This window comes from Corticimicrobacter sp., assembly GCF_040137905.1.
Taxonomy (GTDB): Bacteria; Pseudomonadota; Gammaproteobacteria; order Burkholderiales; family Burkholderiaceae_B; genus Corticimicrobacter.
In genome coordinates, this window is record NZ_JBEFDG010000071.1 from 65562 (window position 1) to 85676 (window position 20115).

At 60.6% G+C, this 20115-nt stretch carries 22 protein-coding genes; 11 read left to right on the plus strand and 11 right to left on the minus strand.

Annotation, left to right across the window (positions count from 1 at the left end):
* The first annotated feature begins 116 nt into the window (after positions 1 to 116).
* Both ABN482_RS12210 and ABN482_RS12215 read left to right on the plus strand, forming a co-directional pair.
* A complete protein-coding gene (locus ABN482_RS12210; RefSeq protein WP_349504244.1) occupies positions 117 to 632 on the plus strand; it encodes an acyloxyacyl hydrolase in 516 nt (171 codons plus the stop codon).
* 222 nt (positions 633 to 854) lie between these two features.
* A complete protein-coding gene (locus ABN482_RS12215; protein WP_349504245.1) occupies positions 855 to 3002 on the plus strand; it encodes a putative bifunctional diguanylate cyclase/phosphodiesterase in 2148 nt (715 codons plus the stop codon).
* Here the strand turns inward: ABN482_RS12215 and ABN482_RS12220 are convergent.
* The 9 genes from ABN482_RS12220 to ypfJ form a co-directional block, all read right to left on the minus strand.
* Positions 2978 to 3547 (minus strand): DUF1404 family protein, encoded by a 570-nt coding sequence (locus ABN482_RS12220; RefSeq protein ID WP_349504246.1) that lies wholly within the window; start codon positions 3545 to 3547, stop codon positions 2978 to 2980. The two genes, ABN482_RS12215 and ABN482_RS12220, sit on opposite strands and share 25 nt — an antisense overlap.
* A complete protein-coding gene (locus tag ABN482_RS12225; RefSeq protein ID WP_349504247.1) occupies positions 3544 to 4182 on the minus strand; it encodes an SCO family protein in 639 nt (212 codons plus the stop codon). The genes ABN482_RS12220 and ABN482_RS12225 overlap by 4 nt, the downstream gene beginning before the upstream one ends.
* The gene (locus ABN482_RS12230) at positions 4179 to 4757 is read right to left on the minus strand and encodes a c-type cytochrome (RefSeq protein WP_349504248.1); all 579 of its coding nucleotides are present in this window, start codon (positions 4755 to 4757) and stop codon (positions 4179 to 4181) included. Before ABN482_RS12230 ends, ABN482_RS12225 begins: the two co-directional genes overlap by 4 nt.
* The gene (locus ABN482_RS12235) at positions 4754 to 5074 is read right to left on the minus strand and encodes a c-type cytochrome (RefSeq protein ID WP_349504249.1); all 321 of its coding nucleotides are present in this window, start codon (positions 5072 to 5074) and stop codon (positions 4754 to 4756) included. The genes ABN482_RS12230 and ABN482_RS12235 overlap by 4 nt, the downstream gene beginning before the upstream one ends.
* Before the next feature lie 16 nt (positions 5075 to 5090).
* A complete protein-coding gene (locus ABN482_RS12240) occupies positions 5091 to 5615 on the minus strand; it encodes a copper chaperone PCu(A)C (protein ID WP_349504250.1) in 525 nt (174 codons plus the stop codon).
* 26 nt (positions 5616 to 5641) lie between these two features.
* A complete protein-coding gene (locus tag ABN482_RS12245) occupies positions 5642 to 6244 on the minus strand; it encodes an SCO family protein (protein ID WP_349504251.1) in 603 nt (200 codons plus the stop codon).
* 83 nt (positions 6245 to 6327) lie between these two features.
* The gene (locus ABN482_RS12250; RefSeq protein ID WP_349504252.1) at positions 6328 to 6783 is read right to left on the minus strand and encodes a DUF2946 family protein; all 456 of its coding nucleotides are present in this window, start codon (positions 6781 to 6783) and stop codon (positions 6328 to 6330) included.
* A 76-nt stretch (positions 6784 to 6859) separates the two neighbouring features.
* Entirely contained in the window at positions 6860 to 7306 is a 447-nt protein-coding gene (locus tag ABN482_RS12255) for a YkgJ family cysteine cluster protein (RefSeq protein ID WP_349504253.1), read from the minus strand.
* 21 nt (positions 7307 to 7327) lie between these two features.
* Positions 7328 to 8179: a KPN_02809 family neutral zinc metallopeptidase gene (gene ypfJ / locus ABN482_RS12260; protein WP_349504254.1), complete on the minus strand. Its 852-nt coding sequence runs from the start codon at positions 8177 to 8179 to the stop codon at positions 7328 to 7330.
* 71 nt (positions 8180 to 8250) lie between these two features.
* Between ypfJ and ABN482_RS12265 the strand changes: the two genes are divergently transcribed.
* The 8 genes from ABN482_RS12265 to ABN482_RS12300 all read left to right on the plus strand — a co-directional run bounded on the left by ABN482_RS12265 (position 8251) and on the right by ABN482_RS12300 (position 16547).
* Positions 8251 to 9012: an SDR family NAD(P)-dependent oxidoreductase gene (locus ABN482_RS12265; RefSeq protein ID WP_349504255.1), complete on the plus strand. Its 762-nt coding sequence runs from the start codon at positions 8251 to 8253 to the stop codon at positions 9010 to 9012.
* A 120-nt stretch (positions 9013 to 9132) separates the two neighbouring features.
* The gene (locus ABN482_RS12270) at positions 9133 to 10002 is read left to right on the plus strand and encodes a coiled-coil domain-containing protein (RefSeq protein ID WP_349504256.1); all 870 of its coding nucleotides are present in this window, start codon (positions 9133 to 9135) and stop codon (positions 10000 to 10002) included.
* Positions 10003 to 10077: 75 nt separating this feature from the next.
* Positions 10078 to 10602, plus strand: coding sequence for a sigma-70 family RNA polymerase sigma factor (locus ABN482_RS12275; protein ID WP_349504257.1), 525 nt, complete (start codon positions 10078 to 10080; stop codon positions 10600 to 10602).
* Entirely contained in the window at positions 10595 to 11596 is a 1002-nt protein-coding gene (locus ABN482_RS12280) for a FecR family protein (RefSeq protein ID WP_349504258.1), read from the plus strand. The genes ABN482_RS12275 and ABN482_RS12280 overlap by 8 nt, the downstream gene beginning before the upstream one ends.
* 64 nt (positions 11597 to 11660) lie before the next feature.
* Positions 11661 to 14096 carry a TonB-dependent siderophore receptor gene (locus ABN482_RS12285; RefSeq protein ID WP_349504259.1) on the plus strand — a complete coding sequence of 812 codons (2436 nt, stop codon included), beginning with the start codon at positions 11661 to 11663 and terminating at the stop codon, positions 14094 to 14096.
* A 90-nt stretch (positions 14097 to 14186) separates the two neighbouring features.
* Positions 14187 to 15191, plus strand: a complete 1005-nt coding sequence (locus tag ABN482_RS12290) for an adenosine deaminase (protein WP_349504260.1) — start codon at positions 14187 to 14189, stop codon at positions 15189 to 15191.
* 100 nt (positions 15192 to 15291) lie between these two features.
* On the plus strand, positions 15292 to 16236 hold the full coding sequence (locus tag ABN482_RS12295) for a D-2-hydroxyacid dehydrogenase family protein (protein WP_349504261.1): 945 nt from the start codon (positions 15292 to 15294) through the stop codon (positions 16234 to 16236).
* 20 nt (positions 16237 to 16256) lie between these two features.
* Positions 16257 to 16547, plus strand: coding sequence for a DUF2218 domain-containing protein (locus ABN482_RS12300; RefSeq protein ID WP_349504262.1), 291 nt, complete (start codon positions 16257 to 16259; stop codon positions 16545 to 16547).
* Here the strand turns inward: ABN482_RS12300 and cadR are convergent.
* The gene (gene cadR / locus ABN482_RS12305) at positions 16534 to 16959 is read right to left on the minus strand and encodes a Cd(II)/Pb(II)-responsive transcriptional regulator (protein WP_349504263.1); all 426 of its coding nucleotides are present in this window, start codon (positions 16957 to 16959) and stop codon (positions 16534 to 16536) included. The two genes, ABN482_RS12300 and cadR, sit on opposite strands and share 14 nt — an antisense overlap.
* Positions 16960 to 17050: 91 nt before the next feature.
* On the opposite strand from cadR, the gene ABN482_RS12310 reads away from it, so the two are divergent.
* Positions 17051 to 19333, plus strand: a complete 2283-nt coding sequence (locus ABN482_RS12310) for a heavy metal translocating P-type ATPase (protein WP_349504264.1) — start codon at positions 17051 to 17053, stop codon at positions 19331 to 19333.
* Here the strand turns inward: ABN482_RS12310 and ABN482_RS12315 are convergent.
* Positions 19327 to 20010 carry a DUF502 domain-containing protein gene (locus ABN482_RS12315; RefSeq protein ID WP_349504265.1) on the minus strand — a complete coding sequence of 228 codons (684 nt, stop codon included), beginning with the start codon at positions 20008 to 20010 and terminating at the stop codon, positions 19327 to 19329. The two genes, ABN482_RS12310 and ABN482_RS12315, sit on opposite strands and share 7 nt — an antisense overlap.
* Positions 20011 to 20115 lie beyond the last annotated feature (105 nt).

Sequence of the window (20115 nt, forward strand, 5' to 3'; positions counted from 1 at the left end):
TGTGTTGTAAAATGTCACTTCTAAAGACAGCAGTTGTGCTTCGCAATATCATGAGGGGCATCTTGGCGATTCAAAATCGCCATAAGTCTTGGTTTAAAAGGTTAAAAATGCAAAAAATGACACGACTGGCTTGTGCCCTGGCACTGGCGATTTCAGGTATTTCCGCTGCTCATGCCGATAACGGTGGTGTGGGTGTGCGTGTCGGGGCTACGGGCAGCATGGAGCGCGTCGAAGCCTACTGGACGTCTCCTGTACTGTGGACGTATCAAGGATCGGATGCCCGCCCACTGTTCGATCTTTCCCTCGAAGCCGGCGTGGCCTATTGGCATGCCCGCGGCTCACGCCAGCCGTCGAGCCTGTGGCAGGTTGCTGCCACGCCAATGTTCCGCTGGTGGATGACTGACAGTGTCTTTCTCGAGGCCGGCATTGGTGTGAGCGCCTTCAACCGCACACGCTTTGCGGACAAGAACCTCAGTACCGCATTCCAGTTCTCCGACCAGCTTGGCATTGGCTGGCAGATGTCCTCCAGTCAGCAGATTGGCTTGCGTCTGTCGCATTATTCAAATGCGGGCATCAAGCGCCCCAATCCCGGTCTGGATATGGTGCACTTCAATTACCGCTATTCTTTCTGAGATTGACCAAGCTCAAGCCATACCCAGATTGCCATTGCCTTGCAATTGATTTTTATTACAAAATCGTACTGTGTTTTCAATAAAACACACGTTCAGTTCTTTTTTATTACGTTTCTCCCGATCTTTCGGGAAATAAAAAGGCAACAGTGATGCAAGGATCGGCTAATTCATCCGTGATGCTGATGGAGTGCTCGATCGTCGTCGCTTGTGACACCGACCTCCATGAAGCAAAACGAAACAGGCCTCTCTGAAATGCGCAGCATGGTGCATGGCATCGTTGATTCGATGCCATTCGCCATGCTGTTGACAGATCAGGATGGAATCATCATCTACACCAATACCTATGCGTCGCGCCTGTTCGGCTACGAACTGGCGCAACTGCATGGGCAATCTGTCGATGTTCTGATACCTTCGCGCAGTCGTCCCCGTCATGAGGGGATGCGGCGTTCTTTCATGGACAATCCGGTCAGTCGGGTCATGGGAGCCTCCCGTGAGGTCAGGGGACGCCGCAAGGATGGTTCCGAGCTGGCTGTCGAGGTTGGACTCAATGCATTGCCGGTCGATGGTGCAACCTGGGTTATGGTGTCCATCTATGATGCATCGGCCCGCCGCCAGGCACAGAACGAAGCTGCCAAGGCGCAGCATCTTGCGCAGGCCATGATCGAGGCGGCACCGTTTTCGATCATTGCCACGGATCTGTCCGGCACGATCGTGTCCATGAACCCGACCAGCGAGAAAATGCTCTGGCACAAAGCGGCCGATCTGGTCGGGCGGGTCAACCTGCTGCAGATCCATGATGGGGAAGAGATACGCCTGCGCATCCAGGAGTTGTCACATGCGCAGGTCGACAATGCCGGCCCTCAGGACTTCAGTCTGTTTGTCGCGTATGCCAGCCATGCACGGGGCAGCGGACAAGAGTGGATGTACGTGCGCCGGGATGGTTCCAAGTTTCCAGTACAACTGACACTGTCCGCACTTAAGGATGCCAATGAAGGCGTGTCGGGCTTTCTGGCCATGGCGTTCGATATCAGCGAGCGCAAACGCGCCGATGAATATATCCAGCATATCGCCCACCACGATATCCTGACCGGCCTGCCGAACCGTGTCCTGATGCAGGATCGGCTGGACACGGCGCTCAGGCGCATCAGCCGATACGGCAATTCCGTGGGTGTCCTGCTGATCGATCTGGACAATTTCAAGCGTATCAATGATTCGCTGGGTCACCATATCGGTGACCATTTATTGGCCCAGGTGGCCGAGCGGCTGCGCAAGGCCGTGCGCGAAAGCGATACCGTGGCCAGGCTGGGCGGTGATGAGTTTATCGTGGTGCTGCCCGATATCGGCAGCCTGGACAATGCCCGACGCTTGGCAACCAAGTTGCTGGCTCGCCTGGGAATGCCGATTCGCGTCAATGAGTATGAGTTCCGCATCACCGCCAGTCTGGGCATCAGCCTGGCCCCTGATCATGCCACGGATTCCGCGGCACTGATGATGTATGCGGATATGGCCATGTACGAGGCCAAGCGACGAGGCCGTTCCCAGTGCCAGGCCTTTTCTCAGGAAATGGCCCAGCGCGTGGCGCGCCATCACGAACTGGAGCAGGCTCTGGAAACTGCCATTGATCGCGACCAGTTCTGGCTGGCTTACCAGCCTCAATACGACGTGGCGACTGGCAAGGTGGTCGCACTCGAAGCGTTGTTGCGCTGGCAGCACCCGGTCTGGGGCAGCGTTGGCCCTGATCAATTCATTCCTATAGCCGAAAGCAGTGGCCTGATCGTACCGATAGGGGCCTGGGTCATGCGTCGCGCTTGCGAAGAGATCGGACAGGTGCGTGAGGTGCTGGGCGAGCCGGAACTGAGGATTGCCATCAATGTGTCGCCGCATCAATTGATTCATGAGGATTTTCTGGCGAGCCTGAATGACATCCTGCAGGAGTCCGGGGCTGATCCTCGCCTGATCGAGCTGGAAATCACGGAAACCTCGCTGATGGACAGTGTCGAGGATGTTCTGCCCATTCTTGCCCAGTTGCGCGAGCGTGGCGTGAGCATCGCGATTGATGACTTTGGCACCGGCTTCAGCAGCCTGTCCTATCTGATCCGTTTTCCGGTTCAGCGCCTCAAGATCGACCGCGTATTCATCAGCGAAATCGAGCAGGCAGATAGCCAGGCGACGGTGGTCAGCGCCATTATTGCGATGGCGCACAAGCTGGGACTGGAAGTACTGGCAGAAGGGGTGGAAACCCAGCGTCAGCATCATTGGCTGCAGCGCCAGAAATGCGATCAGGCCCAGGGATTCCTGCTGGGACGACCAATGAGTTGCGCCGACCTGATCGACTGTCTACAGGTTCAGCGCAGTCTGCGACTCAACTGAAGCACCCACCAGGCAATCCAGCCGCCCATGGCGAGCAGGCTCCAGGCAATCAACCCCCGCCCTGCCCAGAGCTGGTCGTCGGCCAGATAGGTACTGCATAGTTGTTGAGGCGCACCGATATACAGAATGCCGATCAGCAGGTTCATTGCGGTCCAGTTGAACAGGAAAAGGGCCTGCACGATCAGGTGCAGGCGGGGCCAGCACCAGCCTGCCAGCAGGCCAGCCACGATGATCGAGCAGACTTTCAGCGCCGTCACGCCTGGATCGAGCACTGCGGCATCCAGTGCCAGGGGAATCATCCAGAACAGCGTGATCAGCGAGGCCAGCAGCAGGGCAGGGATGCCCTCCTGATTCCACGCATGGAATGGCGTGCCAGCGGCAGGCCTGAGATGTCGCGCCGACAGCCAGCCCACGATGAACAGGGCTGGCAATTCCAGCGCCATGTGGCGGGCCATCGAGGCTTCCAGCCAGGGGCGCGCCAGCGCAGTCAGCAGCAACAGCAGGCCGGGGATCAGGGGATGGGACCAGCAGCGGCGCATTGTCATGGAGCAAGCGTGGAAAACGCCAGCAGGTCGGCCAGCACAAGGTCCGGGCGGGTGACATCGTAGGCGCGCATGATACGGCCTTCAGGATTGACCAGGAACAGGCCCGCATTGTGGTCATAGCCACCCATGCGGTCCGGCAGCACGATGATATCGAACAGGTTCAGCATGCGCAGCAGGTCCGCTTCCTGCGTCACCGTGGCAAAGCGCCAGATATCTGCGCGTGCCCGCAACTGGCGGGCATAGGCGTCGAGTTGCTCGGGCGTATCGCGAGCCGGATCGAAGCTGAGCGTCAGCAACTGCACGCGTCCTTCCAGCGCCGGATGTTCGGCCAGCGCTTCCTGGATATATGCCAGTCCGGTGGCGCTGGCACGGCAGATGGCCGTGCATTGGGTATAGACCAGCGTTGCCACGGTCCAGCGACCAGGCTGTCCAGGATAGGTTTGAAGATCGAAGGCCTGCCGTTGCTGGTCGACCAGCGTCATGGATGGCAATGGCCTGGGATCCCGGGCCAGTTCGACGCGCCGTGCAGTATCGGCCGTCAGCGCCTGGAAGCCACGGGTGGTCGGGTAGAGCGCCGCTACGGCCAGCAGCAGTACGGCACCAATGGCAAGCAGGGTTTTCTGCATGGGTTTCATGGGGCGGCCGGCTCCACTGTCTCAGGAAAGAGATCACCAAGGAAGGATTCCAGCTCCTGCTGGCTGCGCCAGGGGGACTGGCGTGTTGCCGAGCGCTGGCGAACATTGGCAACCAGGCTGGTATCCAGGGGACTGCCCTGGTTGCCCCAACTGTTGCGGATATAGTTCAGGACGGCAACCAGCTCTTCATCATCGAGTTGCTGGCCGAAGCCTGGCATGAAGCTGTTGAAGGTCGTGCCGTTGACCTGGATGGGCCCGGTAATGCCATGCAGTACGGCCAGGATCAGCCGTTCCGGCGAGCCGGTGACCCAGTCCGTGCCACGCAGGGGAGGAAAGACAGTGGACAGGCCTTGCCCCAGGGGCTGGTGGCAGGACAGGCAGGCATCGGCATAGATGCGGCGGCCATTGTCCGCGACTGGCTGCCCATCTGCATTCGCAGGCACGTTCATCCCTTCGGGAAGTGCCTGGTAGCCTAGTGCTGTTCGTCCGGTCGTGGGGGGAACGATGATATAGCCCAGGAACCAGACCAGGGCACCTGCCAGCAGTCCGGTCAGCAGTTGTCGTTTTGCCGTCATGGTTGCAGCGACAGTATCCAGCGAGCCAACTGGCCTGCCTCGGCAGGTGTGACCCTGGGGCTGGCTGGCATCGGTACGGGTCCCCAGTTGCCTCGGCTGCCCTGCATGATGCTCTGTGCCAGCCGTGCCGCGGCATCCGGCTGGCCGGCATAGCGGGCCGCTACATCCAGGTAGGCAGGCCCGACCATCTTGCGCTCCAGCGCATGACAGGACATACAGGTTTTCTGGCGTGCCAGTGGCAGCACGTCGCCCGCTGCCTGGGCAGCAGGCGACAGCAGCAAGGCAGCAATGCTACCGCCCAATGCTGCGCGCCACATGCGAATCCGGCGCGCTTCAGTGCTTGTGCGACTGGCCATCATGTTGCATCTGACCATGCGCTCCATGAGCGTTGCCGGCAGCCAGGGCGCGTGCGGGAGCCTGGATTTCGATGTCAGCCTGCTGGCCGGCTGCATTCTCGATGGTCAGCGTCAGTGGGACATGATCGCCTTCCTTGACCTGTTCCTTCAGGTCCAGGATCATGATGTGATAGCCACCCGGCTTGAGTTCCACTGCCTGGCCGGCAGGCAGGGGCAGGTTTTCGACCTGGCGCATGCGCATGACGTCGTTTTCCATCTTCATTTCATGGACTTCAACCTTGTCGGACAGGGGGGAGGCGGCCTTGACCAGCTTGCTGTCGGTGTCGGCCGTGATCAGCATGAAGGCGCCGGTGGCGGTCTGCTGCGGCACGGTCGCGCGTACCCAGGCCTGTTCGACCTGAACGGGTTGGTGCTGGGTGCTGTGACCGGCGTGATCGGCCCATGCCGAAAAGGCGGTCGTTGCCAGTGCGAGGGCGAGGGTACGGGTAATCAGGTTTTTCATGTCATATTCCTTTGATGTGACGGCGATCAGTTGGCTGCCAGTACTTTGCGGATATCCGCAGCGTATTCTTCGGCTGTTTGTGTGTGCCTGAGCGCCAGGCGCAAGCGGCCCTTGGTGTCATAGAGATAGTTCAGGGCCGTGTGGTCGATGGTGTAGGACGATGCTGTCGGGACCTTTTCGTAGTAGACCTTGAAATCGCGTGCTGTCTTGGCAGTACGTTCCAGGTCACCGTACAGGCCGATGAAGCCGGGATCGAAAGCAGTGACATAGGACTTCAGGATTTCCGGTGTGTCGCGCTCCGGGTCTACCGTAATGAAGAGAACCTGCAGCTTGTCGGCATCGTCGCCCAGCATTTGCTTGACCTCGGTGGCACGATAGAGGGCCGTCGGGCAGACATCGGGGCACTGCGTGAAGCCGAAGAAAATCATGACCGCCTTGCCCTCGAAGTCCTTGAGGGTGCGGGTGTTGCCTTCGGTATCGGTCAGTTCGAATGACTTGCCGAGATTGGCGGTACTGAGGTCGATGCCATTGATGTCGGTCAGTTCATCGCTCTGGCTGCAACCGGCCACGGCCAGTGTCAACGCGCCCATGGCGGCCAGGAACAGGCGCCGGCTTGAATGAAGGCTCATCGAAAAATCCTTTGTTCTATCTCTATGATGGTGCGGCATGCCTCACCCATGGCGCGGCATGCCCGGACGGGTGCGTCCGGTAATTATGCGGAAACAGCCAATGCAGGCGGAGCACGGGATCCAAGCGGCGGTCCTGCCGGCACCGGTGCGACAGCCGGCAGTTCGAGGATGGGTAATGGCGCAAGCGCCAGCCGAATGATAGGACCAGGCAATGCCTGTGGCGAAGGCAGGGGGCCAGCCCCTGCCAGCAAGGCAAATGGGCAGGCAGGGTTGTCTGCCGCCGGATTTTCGTCGCCGGAATCGAGCAGGCCCGGCAGTGCATGGCCTTCACGCTGGTACCAGGCAGTCCGGGCTGCAGGGTCGCCATGACCTTCGGCCGAGCAGAAGATCAGCGACAGGCTGCCCTGGCGCAGCGCATCCCGATCTGGCATGTAGCCGACCGGCAGCACGGCGCGAACCAGCCACAGCAATAGACCCATGCAGACCAGAAGGCGCATGAAGCCGTGAGCAGAGCGAGGTACGTGGTGTCGGACGGACATGCGCAGATTCTATAACAGTTCGCCCAGCCTGCCGGTGATCTTCGACAGGACGCTTGCTTTAGGTCAAACCGGGTGCTCAGGCTGCAATATCATGCTGGCCTGGTGGCGTGTTGCTGGGATCCTGATCGTCATCTTCGCTCACCAGTGGTGGCAACGGGGGCAGGCCGATTTTCATGCGCAGACGCTGGCAGTCGGGATTGGGACTGCCATCGGCCTCCCAGGCAGGAAAATCCCGACAGGTGGAAGGCCGCAACGTATAGATGGCGCAGTGGATGCCCGGTTGGCCGAGTTCCCCACGCAGGGCAACGCAGCGTGCGCCGCCATGTTCGGTCCCTTTCATGCAGGCACGCAGGGGACCGATCTGCGTGACCAGTTCGGGAGGCACCGTCCCTGTCTGTCCATCGCTGATTTCGCCACAATAGAAGGAAACCCGGAAATGGGCGCAGCAGGCCCCGCAGTTGAGGCACGGGTTCTCGAGCAGGCTTTCGTTGGCGGCGGGCCTGACAATCTGCTGGATGGACATGATCTAAGGAAGACGAGAGGGTCAGGGGGAGGTGGAAAAAGTATCGCAATCCTGCAATTGGCCACTGTTCAGGCCGCGACTGAACCATTGCATGCGCTGCTGGGCCGAACCGTGCGTGAATGAATCGGGGACGATCTGGCCCTGGTGACGGCGCTGCAGGGTATCGTCGCCGACGGCGCTGGCGGCATCCAGCGCCGCCTGGACGTCGCCGGCCTCGAGGATCTGGCGGGCCGCATCGGCATGATGTGCCCAGACACCGGCATAGCAGTCGGCCTGCAGCTCCAGGCGAACCGACAGCCGGTTGGCCTGGGTTGTGGAGGCCGCAGCGCGCTGCCGGTTGATGCGTTCGAGCGTACCAAGCTGGTGCTGTACATGATGGCCGATTTCATGGGCGATCACGTAGGCCTGGGCAAACTGGCCCGGGGCATTCATCTGGCTGGCCATCTGGTCGAAAAAGGCCAGGTCGATATAGACGCGGGTATCCGCAGGGCAGTAGAACGGTCCCATTGCGGACTGGCCGGTGCCGCAGGCGGTCGGCGTGGCACCGCGATAAAGCACCAGTGTGGCATCGCGATAGCGGCCATTGGTCTGTTCGTTGAAAATCGTGCGCCAGGTGTCTTCGGTCTCGCCCAGCACCCGGGAAACGAACTGCCCCTGCGCGTCGGTCGGCGCACCTGTGGTCTGGGTGGCCGGTGCTTGTGGCGAGGTACCCTGGTCGGCCATTTGCAGCACCACGGCTGGATCGACGCCGAAGTACAGTGCCACCAGCGCGAGGACAATGGTGCCCAGACCGATGCCGGCACGGCCTGCTCGCGGGCCATTCCGGCGGCGGTCTTCTATATTGCTGCTTTGGCGGGATCGGCCCAGGCGCATCGTATATGCAGGCTGTTCATTCAGGGACGATTATTATAATCTGCTGATTGTCAAACACAGGGGGTACAGAAATGAGCAAGGTCGTTTTCATCACTGGCGCAACATCCGGGTTCGGGCGGGCTGCAGCACGCCGCTTCGCGCAGGGCGGCTGGTCGCTGGTACTGACCGGCCGTCGCACCGAGCGTCTGGAAGCCCTGCGCGATGAACTGGCCGCCCAGGTGCCGGTGCATATCGTCACGCTGGACGTGCGCGATGCCGTTGCCGTACAGGCCGCAGTCGATGCGCTGCCGGCGGATTTCCGTCCGGTGACGTCGCTGGTCAACAATGCCGGACTGGCGCTGGCACCCGTGCCGGCCCAGAAAGTGGCCCTGCAGGACTGGCACACCATGATCGACACCAACGTGACCGGACTGGTCAATGTCACGCATGCCTTGTTGCCGCAACTGATCGAGACCGGTGCCGGTGCCAGCATTGTCAATCTGGGATCGGTGGCAGGGCAGTGGCCTTATCCGGGCGGCCATGTCTATGGGGCCAGCAAAGCCTTCGTACAGCAATTTACCTATAACCTGCGCTGCGATTTGCTGAGCACAGGTGTACGAGTCACCGATATTGCGCCCGGCATGGCGGAAACCGAATTCACGTTGGTGCGCACCAAGGGCGATCAGGCTGCCTCGGACAAGCTTTATCGCGGCACCACGCCGCTCAGCGCCGAAGACATCGCCGAGCAGATTTTCTATGTGGCCACGTTGCCGGCTCACATCAACATCAATCGTCTCGAGATCATGCCGACCCGCCAGGCCTGGTCGGCCTTTGCTGTGGATCGCGACGCCTGATGTGTTTTGTGTAGGATGAACGATATGCGCTGAAGCAACCGGAACGGAGTCATCAGTAAAAAATTCCTTTTTCCTGCCGTATACAGGTATTGGTATGGGGAAAATGGCGAAGAGAACAGCATGGTGACTTCCGTTTCGTTCAATAGTGGCACTTTGATTTCCTTGAATTCCCCGCGTTCCACAGGGAAACCGGGGAGTCCTGGCAGTCAACAGTTGCTTGATACCGATAAAAATGCGGTTTCTGATGTGTCGGTCACATTGAGCGAGTGGGCAAAAAAGCGTTTCCAGGAAACTGGAAAAATGGCGGAAGCATTGCAACGCCTGGAGCAGGATGCGTTGGACGCGCGCAAGGAACTGGCACGGGCGAGGCTGGAGGAAATCAAGCGCGAAATTGCCCGACTCAAAGCCCTGCTGATGATGTCGGATGGTGCCAGTGTCAAGGGTATCCTGCGTCAACTGAAACAACTGGCTTCGCAGATTCAGGGGCTGGCAGCGGTATTGGGCTCAAGTGGCGCTGACGGAGGCAGCAGCGGGCAAGCATCCGTCGGTACTACGTCACCTGTGGCGACCGAAGGGGCACAGGCAGAGACAGCCTCACTTTCTGCCGTGTCAGGATTGGAGGAAGCGTCAGGACATGATGTGCCCTCGAAAGAAGCCGACGCATCGCGATCCCCTGATAATGCCTCTTTGACAGGCAGTGCAGTCATTGATGTTCGCGGACAGGCAGCTTCGGCTGAACGGCAGCAGGAGGCGCGACAGAAGCGGGAGGATGCCCGATCGCTGCAGGAAACGGTTCAGGCGCTGAAATCGCTGCTTGAGGCTATCAAGAAAAAACTTCAGGAAACGGCAAAGCAGGATAGGCAGACAGCTCAGGATGTTACCTCTGTCGAAAATCGGATCCAAGAGGCAGAACAGGCTTTTCAATCCATGGCTGGCAGCAGTCTGGAAGCAGGCATCGGGCTGGCTGCGGCTGCAGCACCTTTGGCTTGATCCGGGCCAAGGGTATGTGAGTGACGTTTATGTTATTCTGGAATATAAAATGAGAATCACATCGATTTATTTGGCATGTTCCAGACAGAAAAATCGCTGCAAGGCGCGATCGAACAGCTATACAGCGATCATCGCGGCTGGCTTTACGGCTGGCTGCGGCGCAAGCTGGGCTGCGCGCATCATGCCGAAGACCTGACCCAGGATACCTTCCTGAAGGTCATGCTGTCGCGGGATGCGCTATCTGGCATGCGTACCCCCAAGGCGTTTCTGACGACCACTGCACAGCATCTGCTGATCGACCGGGCGCGCCGGCAAATGATCGAGCAGCGCTATCTCGCCGAGCTGGCTGCACTGGCGGAATCATGCCCTGGCTATCCGTCTCCCGAGCAGATACTCGAGACACTGCAGGCGCTCGAACTCATCAGCATCATGCTCGAGTCCCTGTCTCCGAGGCCTCGTCAGGCTTTTCTCATGCACTACCTGGAAGGCATGCCGCAAAGCACCATTGCCGAGGCCCTGAGCGTCTCGACCCGCATGGTACGCAAATACCTGGTGCAAGCCTTGCTGCATTGTCAGGCGGCATTTCCTGATCATGCATGACGAACAGACTATCCGTGCGCAGGCTGCAGAGTGGCTGGTGCGCCTGAGTTCGGACGATGATACCGAAGATCGCAGCGCAGTCGAACATGAATTCGAGAGCTGGAAGCAACGTGATCCGCTGCATGCCGAAGCTGCGCTGGCCCTGGAGGTTCTGATTGGTCGCGTGCGGCATGTCGGGGCTGGCAACAGCGCCTTGCCCGGTCCGGCGCGACGTGCGCTCGAGCACAGCGTCGAGGCCATCGGCCGACGTCGTGAACGGCTGCGACGTAACGTACGCATGGCCGTGCTGTGCCTGTTGCTGTCCATCCCGGTCTGGCTGTTCTTCAGGGCCTATCCCGCTGCTGTCCTGCTGGCCGATGTCAGTACGCCTGCGGGGCAATGGCAGCAGCAAAAACTGGCAGATGGTACGTTGCTGGCTCTGGATGGCAATACGGCTGTCGATATCGAACTGTCGGGTGAGCACCGGATCGTGAAGCTGTTGCAGGGTCGCATCTGGGTCGATGTCGCACCCGATCCGTCCAGGCCATTCGTGGTGGAGACCCCGTTTGGTGACATGCAGGCCCTGGGAACCCGTTTTATCGTCAGCCTGACGCCAGAGGCGGCACAACTGACGATGCTGGAGTCCAGCGTATCGATACAGCCATCAGGGCACGTTGAGGCCCGTGTGCTCGAGGCCGGGCAGCAGATTGCCGTCACGGCCGTCGGCTACGGTCCGCAGCAACGCATCGATGCCATCACGACCGAACAGGCCTGGCATGACCATCAGTTGATCGTACAGGATAGGCCGCTGCCGGAAGTACTGGCCGAACTTGGACGCCATCGGCGTGGCTACCTGTTGTTCGATGCACAGGCGCTGGCCCGCTATCGGGTGTCCGCCGTATTGCCGTTGGACCGGCCGGAGCAGGCGCTGCAACTGTTGCAGCGCAGCTTTCCCGATCTCAGATTGCACAGCATGACGTCGTATCTCACCTGGATAGGGGTGCAACAGCCATAAGCGGGTTCCGCTTTTTCCAGTTCGTCCGTCTATGTGAAGGAAAGCAACCTCACAAGGACTCGATATGGCTTCCCGTTTTCCCATTCGCCCGGTATTTGACCGGGCACCTCTTGCTGCAGCGATCGGCATGGCACTGATGCTGCTGCCAGCCTTGTTGCCCTGGAGCGGCCAGGCTGCACAGGCGCAGACAGCCCGGCATCCGGATGGTATTCGCGTTTATGACGTGCCGGCCGGGCCGTTGCATCAGGTGCTCAATGATTTCGCACGTCAGTCCGGCGTGGCGTTGGCGATGGATGCCGGAGCACTCGAGGGCGGGACGGGAGCAGGCTTGCAGGGCAGTCATTCCGTTGCCGAGGGCTTTCGTCTGCTGCTGGCCGGTTCGGGCTATGTGGCCGTGCGCACGGCCGATGGCTACATCCTGGAGCCGCACCAGGAAAACACGTCTGCGGCGTCGGTGCAGTCACTGGAGCAGGTCACTGTCATGGCCAATGCGCTGGGCGACATCACCGAAGGCAGTGGCTCCTATACTCCCGGCACGATTGCCACCGCAACCCGCATGGTGCTGACGCCGCGCGAGACGCCGCAATCCATCAGTGTGGTCACGCGCCAGAGCATGGATGATTTCAACCTGACATCCATCGATGACGTGATCCGTCATACGCCGGGTGTCAGTATCGTGACCTATGACAGCGAGCGGACACAGTACCTGGCACGGGGCTTTGCGATCCAGAATTTCCAGTATGACGGTATGCCGATGGAGCGCAATTCGGCCTACTCGGCAGGCAATACGTTGAGCGATATGGCGATCTATGATCGGGTCGAGGTGCTCAAGGGGGCCACCGGGTTATTGACCGGCAGCGGCGACCCTGGGGCGACACTCAACCTGATACGCAAGAAACCCACACGCGATTTTCAGGGACATCTGAGCGCAGGTGCCGGTTCATGGGATACCTACCGGACCGAGCTGGACGTGGGCGGCCCGCTCGATGCCTCGGGCCGGGTACGGGGCAGGGCGGTGGCAGCCTGGCAGGACAAGCATGCCGAAGCTGATCGCTATTCACGGCGTACCTCGGTGTTCTACGGTATTGCCGAGGTCGATCTCACGCCCGATACGTTGCTGACGCTGGGTGCGGACTGGCAGGACAATGATCCCAAGGCGTCGAGCTGGGGTGGTATCCCGATCTACGACAGCAATGGCAATTTCAATGATATGCCGCGCTCGTTCAACAATGGTGCCAACTGGAGCCGCTGGGAACAGTACACGCGCAGCGCCTTTGCCACGCTGGAGCATCAATTCGACAACGGCTGGATGGCCAAGCTGCAGCTCAACCATCAGATCAATGGCTACGATGCACCCCTGGGCGCGGCGGCGGGAGGCAATCCCGATCCCGCCAATGGTTCGGGTACAAGCCTGTGGCTGGGGCGCTACAAGGGCAAGACGACCAGCAACGCCGGTGATTTCTATGCCAGCGGTCCATACCAGCTATTTGGCCGCGAACACGAACTGGTACTGGGTGGCAGCCTTTCCCGTCGTGTCTGGCGTAATACCGGGTGGGGGCCGCAGCCTGGCTATATCGGTACCGTCAGCGACTACTACCAATGGAATGGCAACGTGCCCGAGCCGGACTGGTCACAGGGCAATATCTATACCAATCATGAGGTGACCCGCGAAAACGGCCTTTATGCCTCGACCCGGCTCAATCTGCATGATGATTTCAAGCTGATCCTCGGGACCCGCCTCGCCAACTACAAGCGCGAGGATATCCGCGAATCCGACATGGTCGTGCCTTATCTGGGCGCAGTCTATGACCTGAACCGCAATTTCTCGGTCTATGCCAGCTATACCAGCATTTTCAAGCCACAGTCCGAGCAGACCGAATCCGGCAGTACGCTGGATCCGCTTAAAGGGAACAACTATGAGGCCGGTATCAAGGCCGAATTCCTGGATGGGCGCCTGAATGCCAGCCTCGCGGTGTTCCAGCTCCGGCAGGATAATTACGCTGTGGCCACAGGAGGCAGGACGCCCAACGGTGGCGTTGCCTATCGGGCAGAGCAGGGCGTCAAGACCAAGGGTTTCGAGGCCGAGATTTCAGGCCAGTTGACGCCGAACTGGCAGATCCAGGCAGGCTACAACCATCAGGTGGCACGGCAGAATGGCGAAAAGATCTCTACGGTTGCGCCCGAGCACCAGTTCATGCTCTACACCAGCTATCGCTTCGAAGGTGACCTGCGTGGCCTGACGCTGGGTGGCGGGGCACGCTGGCAGAGCAAGACCTGGGGGGATGTGTACCGACCGACCGTCGGCACGGTACGCCACACCATCAATGGCTACTGGCTGTTCGATGCCATGGCTCGCTACCAGTTCAACAAGAAGCTGTCGGCCTCACTCAACGTGAACAATATCTTCGACAAGAAGTACTACACGATGATGGACTTCTACAGCACCTATACCTGGGGCGAGCCGCGCAGCGCGATGCTGAACGTGCGCTACGATTTCTGAACGATACGAGCGATACAACAAACGAGGCCGGCACTTGCCTGACGCATTTGCCGGCCCGTTGCTAAAATCGGCGCTCCCCAAGGAGCACTCATGAATCTGGAAGAATTTGTCATCGCCTTGCCCAAGGCCGAACTGCATTTGCATATCGAAGGCACGCTGGAACCCGAAATGATGTTCGAGTTGGCCCGTCGCAATTCGGTGCCACTCCCATGGGACAGCGTCGAGGAGACGCGCGCGGCCTACGATTTCAACAATCTGCAGAGCTTCCTGGATCTGTACTATGCGGGTGCGGCCGTGCTGCTGCATGAGCAGGATTTTCATGATCTGGCGCTGGCCTATCTCGAGCGGGCCCATGCCGATGGCGTGGTGCATGCCGAGCTGTTTTTCGACCCGCAGACACACACGGTGCGCGGTGTGCCCTTCGCCACGGTACTGGGGGGCCTGGAGCGCGCCTGTGCCGAAGCGCAACAGCGCTGGGGCATGAGCACGCGCCTGATCATGAGCTTTTTGCGCCACCTGAGCGAGCAGGAGGGCTTTGCCACGCTGGACGAGGCCCGCCCGCACCTGCATCGGCTTCATGGCGTGGGGCTGGATTCATCGGAGCTGGGGCACCCGCCCGCCAAGTTCGAGCGTCTGTTTGCCGAGTGCCGCACGCTGGGCCTGCCGGTCGTCGCGCATGCGGGCGAGGAAGGTCCGCCCGAATACATCATCGAGGCCCTGGACCTGCTGCAGAGCCGGCGCATCGACCACGGTGTGCGAGCCAGCGAGGATCCGGCCCTGATGGCGCGCCTGGCGCGTGAACAGATTCCACTGACGGTCTGCCCGTTTTCGAATGTCCGGCTGCGGGTCTTCGATACGCTGGCCGAACACAACCTCAAGACCTTGCTCGACGCCGGCCTGAATGTATCGATCAACTCGGATGATCCCGCATATTTCGGCGGCTATGTGGCGCAGAACTACATCGACACTGCAGCGGCGCTGTCGTTGAGCCGTGCCGAGCTCAAGCGCATTGCACGCAACAGCCTGCAGGCAAGCTTTGTGAGCGATGCGCAGCGCCGTCCCTGGCTGGAGCGGCTGGACAGCCTGCCTGATTGAAGCTTGGGTTCCTGACCCTGTTTTCAGCATGGGCATTGCGGGGTGAGCGACACCGCTGCCTTATGTTTCAGTATCCACACAGTTCCTTGCCGGAGTTCCCATGAAAATCGCTGTCCTGGATGACTATCAGCGCGTTGCGCCTGCCTTTGCCGATTGGTCACGCCTGCCTGCTGACTGCGAGGTGGTGTTTTTTGACCAGCCTCTGCGTGAACAGGATGCCCGTGAGGCACTGGACGACGCCGAAGTCATCGTGGCGATGCGCGAACGCATGGCATTTCCGGCCGAGCTGCTGGAAGCCTTGCCGGCGCTGCGATTGCTGGTGACCACCGGCATGCGCAATGCCGCCATCGACGTCGCTGCCTGCAAGTCGCGCGGGATAGTTGTTTCGGGTACACGGGCCCAGGGCAGCCCGGCAGCCGAACTGGCCTGGGCGTTGCTGCTGGCGTTGCACAAGCGGATCGTCGAGGAAGACCGGGCCTTGCGTGATGGCCGCTGGCAGACACAATTGAGCCTCGCTTTGGAGGGGCGTACGCTGGGGCTGGTCGGCCTGGGCAAGCTGGGCAGCAGGATGGCGCGGGTAGGGCAGGCGTTCGGCATGGAGGTGCTGGCCTGGAGTCCCAACCTGACCGATGAGCGCGCAAGCCAGGCGGGCGTGCAACGGGTCGGCAAGGCAGAACTGTTCGAGCGTGCCGATGCGGTTTCCCTGCATCTGGTCCTGAGCGAGCGGACACGGGGGGTCGTCGACGCCGACAGCATCGCGCGGATGCCGGCACATGCCTATTTCATCAATACCTCACGGGCCGGTCTGGTAGACGAGGCAGCACTGTTTGCCGCACTGCACGAGGGCAGGATCGCCGGGGCCGGGCTGGATGTCTATGCCGACGAGCCGTTGTCACCAGGCAACCCTTATATTGCATTGCCCAATACCGTGCTCAGTCCGCACATCGGCTATGCTACCGAGGACAATTACCGGATTTACTACCCGGATGCGGTCGAGGATATCCTTGCCTGGCTGAAGGGCACACCGATCCGGTTGCTGGACTGATTTTTCTAGGAGATCACTGCATGGCGACATCGATCGCACACGTCAAGACCGCACAGGGCAAACGCTATCTGTTCAAGCTCTGCAAGCACTGGTCGCACAAGTTTGAAGTCGTTTCGACCGAGACGCACGCCGAGATTCCGTTCGATGCCCAGGCCCGTGCGGTATTCGATGCGGATGATGAAGGCCTGGTGTTGCAGGCTATCCACGAGGATGCCGAGCGCCTGGAGTGGTTGCAGGGTGTCATCGCCACCCATCTGCAGCGCTTTGCGCTGGATGAGCCGCTGGAGATCAACTGGGTCAGGCAGGACTGACCGCTGTTTCGCAGGAACAGTGTTCCAGCCCCTGGATGATGCCGCAGTTCTCGACCGGATGAGAGCCGCTGCATTGTCCACGCAGGTCCTGCAGGCGCTGCTTGAGTGACAGCAAGGTGGCGATATGTGTTTCCAGCCTGTCGATATGGGTGTCGAGCAGCGCATTGACATGGGCGCAATCCTGCTCGGGCGTATCCTTGTAGGCCAGCAGCGTCTGTATTTCCTCCAGCGATATATCGAGCGTACGGCAATGCCGTATGAAGTGCAGCCGCTCGATATGACTGTCATTGTAGAGCCGGTAATTGCCGCTGCTGCGCAGTGGCGCGGGCAGCAGGCCGGCCTGTTCGTAGTAGCGGATGGTTTCGACCGTGCAGTGTGTTTGCCGGGCCAGTTCGCCGATTTTGAGTGTCATGGCGCGTCTCTCCTGTTGGTGCTTGACTCTAAAGTCGCTTCAGGGTTTCTAATGATCATACGCAAGATCGGTCCTACAGGAAACCCCCGCCATGACACAGCCACTCGAACATTCACGGATACGCATCGACCAGATGGACTGTCCGTCAGAAGAGGCCTTGATCCGCAATCGCCTGCGCGGCATGGAGAGCGTGCGAGAACTCGACTTCAACCTGGTCCAGCGCGTATTGACCGTCAGGCATGATGCAGGCAGCCTGCCACCCATCCTGCAGGCGCTGACGGATATCGGCCTGGCCGGCGTGCCCGAACAGGAGGGTGCACCACGGACGGCACCGCCCATGACGCGGATTCCGCCCGCCCTGATCGTGGCAGGCGTGGCTGCGCTCGGTGCCGAAGTGGCGCACTGGCTGGATGCGCCGGGCTGGCTGGTGCTGGTGCTGGCGATCGCATCCATTGGCCTGTGCGGCCTGAGTACCTATCGCAAGGGCTGGCTGGCAATCCGCAGCCTCAATCTCAACATGAATGCCCTGATGAGCATTGCCGTGACAGGGGCCGTGCTGATCGGCCAGTGGCCCGAGGCTGCCATGGTGATGTTTCTCTTCACCCTGGCGGAATTGATCGAGGCTCGCTCGCTGGATCGCGCCCGTGCGGCCATCCATGAGCTGGTTTCGCTGGCACCGGATGAAATACAGCTTCGGCAGGCGGATGGCAACTGGCTGGATATGCCTACGGCACAGGTGCCCGTCGGCAGTCTGGCGCGGGCCCGGCCCGGCGAGCGGATCGCGCTCGACGGCAGGGTGGTGGAGGGAGTCTCGGCTGTTGACCAGTCACCGATTACCGGCGAAAGCGTGCCGGTCGACAAGCGACCGGGCGACATGCTCTATGCCGGCAGCATCAATACCTCGGGCATGCTGGTGTTCGAAACGGTGTCCACCAGCCAGGATTCGACGCTGGCACGCGTGGCCGAAGCGGTCGAAAGCGCCCAGGGCAGCAAGGCACCGACCCAGCGTTTTGTCGATCGCTTTGCGCGCTACTATACGCCGGCGGTATTTCTGGTGGCACTGCTGGTGGCTGTCGTGCCGCCATTGGCCTTGGGCATGCCCTGGCTGGACGCGCTTTACCGTGCGCTGGTGCTGCTGGTGATCGCCTGCCCATGCGCGCTGGTGATCTCCACGCCGGTCACCATTGTCAGCGGTCTGGCCATGGCAGCACGGCAGGGCATTCTCATCAAGGGTGGCGCCTACCTGGAAACGGCTCGCATGCTGTCCTGGGCGGCCTTCGACAAGACCGGCACCATTACTCAGGGACGCCCGGCCCAGCTCGACATGGAATGCTTTGACGGTGCGACGCTCGATCCGGTTCAAGCCCAGCGGCTGGGGGGCAGCCTGGCGGCACAGTCTGATCATCCGGTATCGCAGGCCATTGCGGCGCAGGCACGGCAGGATGGACTGGTAATCGATGAGGTCGAGCAGTTCGCAGCCATTGCGGGCGGTGGCATCGAGGGCGTGATTGGCGGACAGCGCTGGTTGCTCGGCAATGCCCGCCTGATGCGGGAATCCGGTATCGTCCTTGATGCCGTGCTGGCGCAGATCGAAGCGGCCGAACGGGCGGGACGAACGGTGGTGCTGCTGGCTGACGGCAGTCGGGCCCAGGCCTGGTTTGGTGTGGCTGACCAGATCAAGCCCAGCAGCCGCGAGGCGCTGGTGACGCTGCATGGCATGGGCGTGAAAACCATGATGCTGAGTGGTGACAATCCGCACGTGGCGGCAGTGATTGCAGAGTCGGTAGGCCTGGATGACGTGCGTGCCGGCCTGCTGCCGGAAGACAAGCAGGCCGTGATCCGCACGCTGCAGGAGCAGGGGGGCCGTGTGGCCATGGTGGGCGATGGCATCAACGATGCTCCTGCCCTGGCGCAGGCAGACGTAGGTATTGCGATGGGTGCGCTGGGTTCGGATATCGCGATTGCCTCTGCCGATGTGGCCATCATGGATGATGACCTGCGCAAGTTGCCGCAACTGGTGGCCCTGTCGCGCAAGACATCGCGTATCCTGGTTCAGAACATTACGCTGGCGCTGTCGATCAAGGCCGTATTCGTTGCCCTGGCTTTTGCGGGGCAGGCCACCATGTGGATGGCGGTGTTCGCCGACATGGGGGCCAGCCTGCTGGTGGTCTTCAATGGCCTGAGGCTGCTGGGCCGCCGGCCGTCTGCCAGCCGGGCGGCCGTACCTGCGCATGACCATCAGCATGCTCACCCGCACGGTCATGCCGAAGTGCAATCCGGGCATCACCATGACCATGATCATGCCCACGAGCATGCCCCTATTGCCGCAGCAAAAACGCCAGCGGCAGGGGGCAACGGCTCAGGGCGTCATTGAGCAGGCGGCGGCGCAGGTGGTGTATCGCCGCCATTGCCGGCGGCAGGCGGGGGTTCTGGATGAATGGGCGGAACCGGAGGCATGGCCTGGCTGGCATCGGCGCGCGCCATCCAGGCAATCAGCGAAGAGCGCATGGCCTCTTCGACCGACATCTGGATCGGATGGACCCATGACTCAGGCACGAATATGGTGTAGCCGCCGATCATATAGCCCATGGGCAGGTAGACAGCCACCCGCGCTCCCGGCAGGAACCCCTCGGGCAGACCCTCCATGTCACGGCGCGTGACCAGGCCGACCAGTTCGAACTCATGACCGGGCATGCGCAGCAGCACGACCTGTTGCGACCCGGCCTTGGTGCTGCTCGAAAAATAGTCGGCAAAGTTCTTGATCGATGAATAGATGCTCTTGACCACCGGCAGGTTATTGAACGGCAGCTCGACCAGCAGAAACAGCTTCTGGATCCGTTCCAGCGAGGCCAGGTAACCGATCAGCATGATGATGAGCACACCCAGCACCAGCCCCATGCCCGGAATGTAGAAATTGCCGAAGAAGGGGTGCAGTACGCTCATCGACATGTTCTCCATCCAGAACAGGAAGATGTAGAGCAGGTAAAGCGTCAGGGCCAGGGGCAGAATGGCGATGACGCCACGGAAGAAGTATTTGTATAAACGGGACATGGTCCGGGGCGTGCGCAGGGGCTTGAATGGGGGCTGAAAAAAAGAACGGCAAGCATACCAAGCTTTTGTCGCCACCTGTGGGCGTGTTGCAGCCGCAGGCTACAA

Coding starts and splice junctions, on each gene's coding strand:
- ABN482_RS12275 (WP_349504257.1), top strand. CDS start 10,078: ATGTTCCAGACAGAAAAATCGCTGCAAGGCGCGATCGAACAGCTATAC.
- ABN482_RS12315 (WP_349504265.1), bottom strand. CDS start 20,010: ATGTCCCGTTTATACAAATACTTCTTCCGTGGCGTCATCGCCATTCTG.
- ABN482_RS12310 (WP_349504264.1), top strand. CDS start 17,051: ATGACACAGCCACTCGAACATTCACGGATACGCATCGACCAGATGGAC.
- ABN482_RS12245 (WP_349504251.1), bottom strand. CDS start 6,244: ATGAGCCTTCATTCAAGCCGGCGCCTGTTCCTGGCCGCCATGGGCGCG.
- ABN482_RS12250 (WP_349504252.1), bottom strand. CDS start 6,783: ATGTCCGTCCGACACCACGTACCTCGCTCTGCTCACGGCTTCATGCGC.
- ABN482_RS12225 (WP_349504247.1), bottom strand. CDS start 4,182: ATGAAACCCATGCAGAAAACCCTGCTTGCCATTGGTGCCGTACTGCTG.
- ABN482_RS12235 (WP_349504249.1), bottom strand. CDS start 5,074: ATGTGGCGCGCAGCATTGGGCGGTAGCATTGCTGCCTTGCTGCTGTCG.
- ABN482_RS12300 (WP_349504262.1), top strand. CDS start 16,257: ATGGCGACATCGATCGCACACGTCAAGACCGCACAGGGCAAACGCTAT.
- ypfJ (WP_349504254.1), bottom strand. CDS start 8,179: ATGCGCCTGGGCCGATCCCGCCAAAGCAGCAATATAGAAGACCGCCGC.
- ABN482_RS12270 (WP_349504256.1), top strand. CDS start 9,133: ATGGTGACTTCCGTTTCGTTCAATAGTGGCACTTTGATTTCCTTGAAT.
- ABN482_RS12215 (WP_349504245.1), top strand. CDS start 855: ATGAAGCAAAACGAAACAGGCCTCTCTGAAATGCGCAGCATGGTGCAT.
- ABN482_RS12285 (WP_349504259.1), top strand. CDS start 11,661: ATGGCTTCCCGTTTTCCCATTCGCCCGGTATTTGACCGGGCACCTCTT.
- ABN482_RS12290 (WP_349504260.1), top strand. CDS start 14,187: ATGAATCTGGAAGAATTTGTCATCGCCTTGCCCAAGGCCGAACTGCAT.
- ABN482_RS12240 (WP_349504250.1), bottom strand. CDS start 5,615: ATGAAAAACCTGATTACCCGTACCCTCGCCCTCGCACTGGCAACGACC.
- ABN482_RS12210 (WP_349504244.1), top strand. CDS start 117: ATGACACGACTGGCTTGTGCCCTGGCACTGGCGATTTCAGGTATTTCC.
- ABN482_RS12230 (WP_349504248.1), bottom strand. CDS start 4,757: ATGACGGCAAAACGACAACTGCTGACCGGACTGCTGGCAGGTGCCCTG.
- ABN482_RS12265 (WP_349504255.1), top strand. CDS start 8,251: ATGAGCAAGGTCGTTTTCATCACTGGCGCAACATCCGGGTTCGGGCGG.
- cadR (WP_349504263.1), bottom strand. CDS start 16,959: ATGACACTCAAAATCGGCGAACTGGCCCGGCAAACACACTGCACGGTC.
- ABN482_RS12220 (WP_349504246.1), bottom strand. CDS start 3,547: ATGACAATGCGCCGCTGCTGGTCCCATCCCCTGATCCCCGGCCTGCTG.
- ABN482_RS12255 (WP_349504253.1), bottom strand. CDS start 7,306: ATGTCCATCCAGCAGATTGTCAGGCCCGCCGCCAACGAAAGCCTGCTC.
- ABN482_RS12280 (WP_349504258.1), top strand. CDS start 10,595: ATGCATGACGAACAGACTATCCGTGCGCAGGCTGCAGAGTGGCTGGTG.
- ABN482_RS12295 (WP_349504261.1), top strand. CDS start 15,292: ATGAAAATCGCTGTCCTGGATGACTATCAGCGCGTTGCGCCTGCCTTT.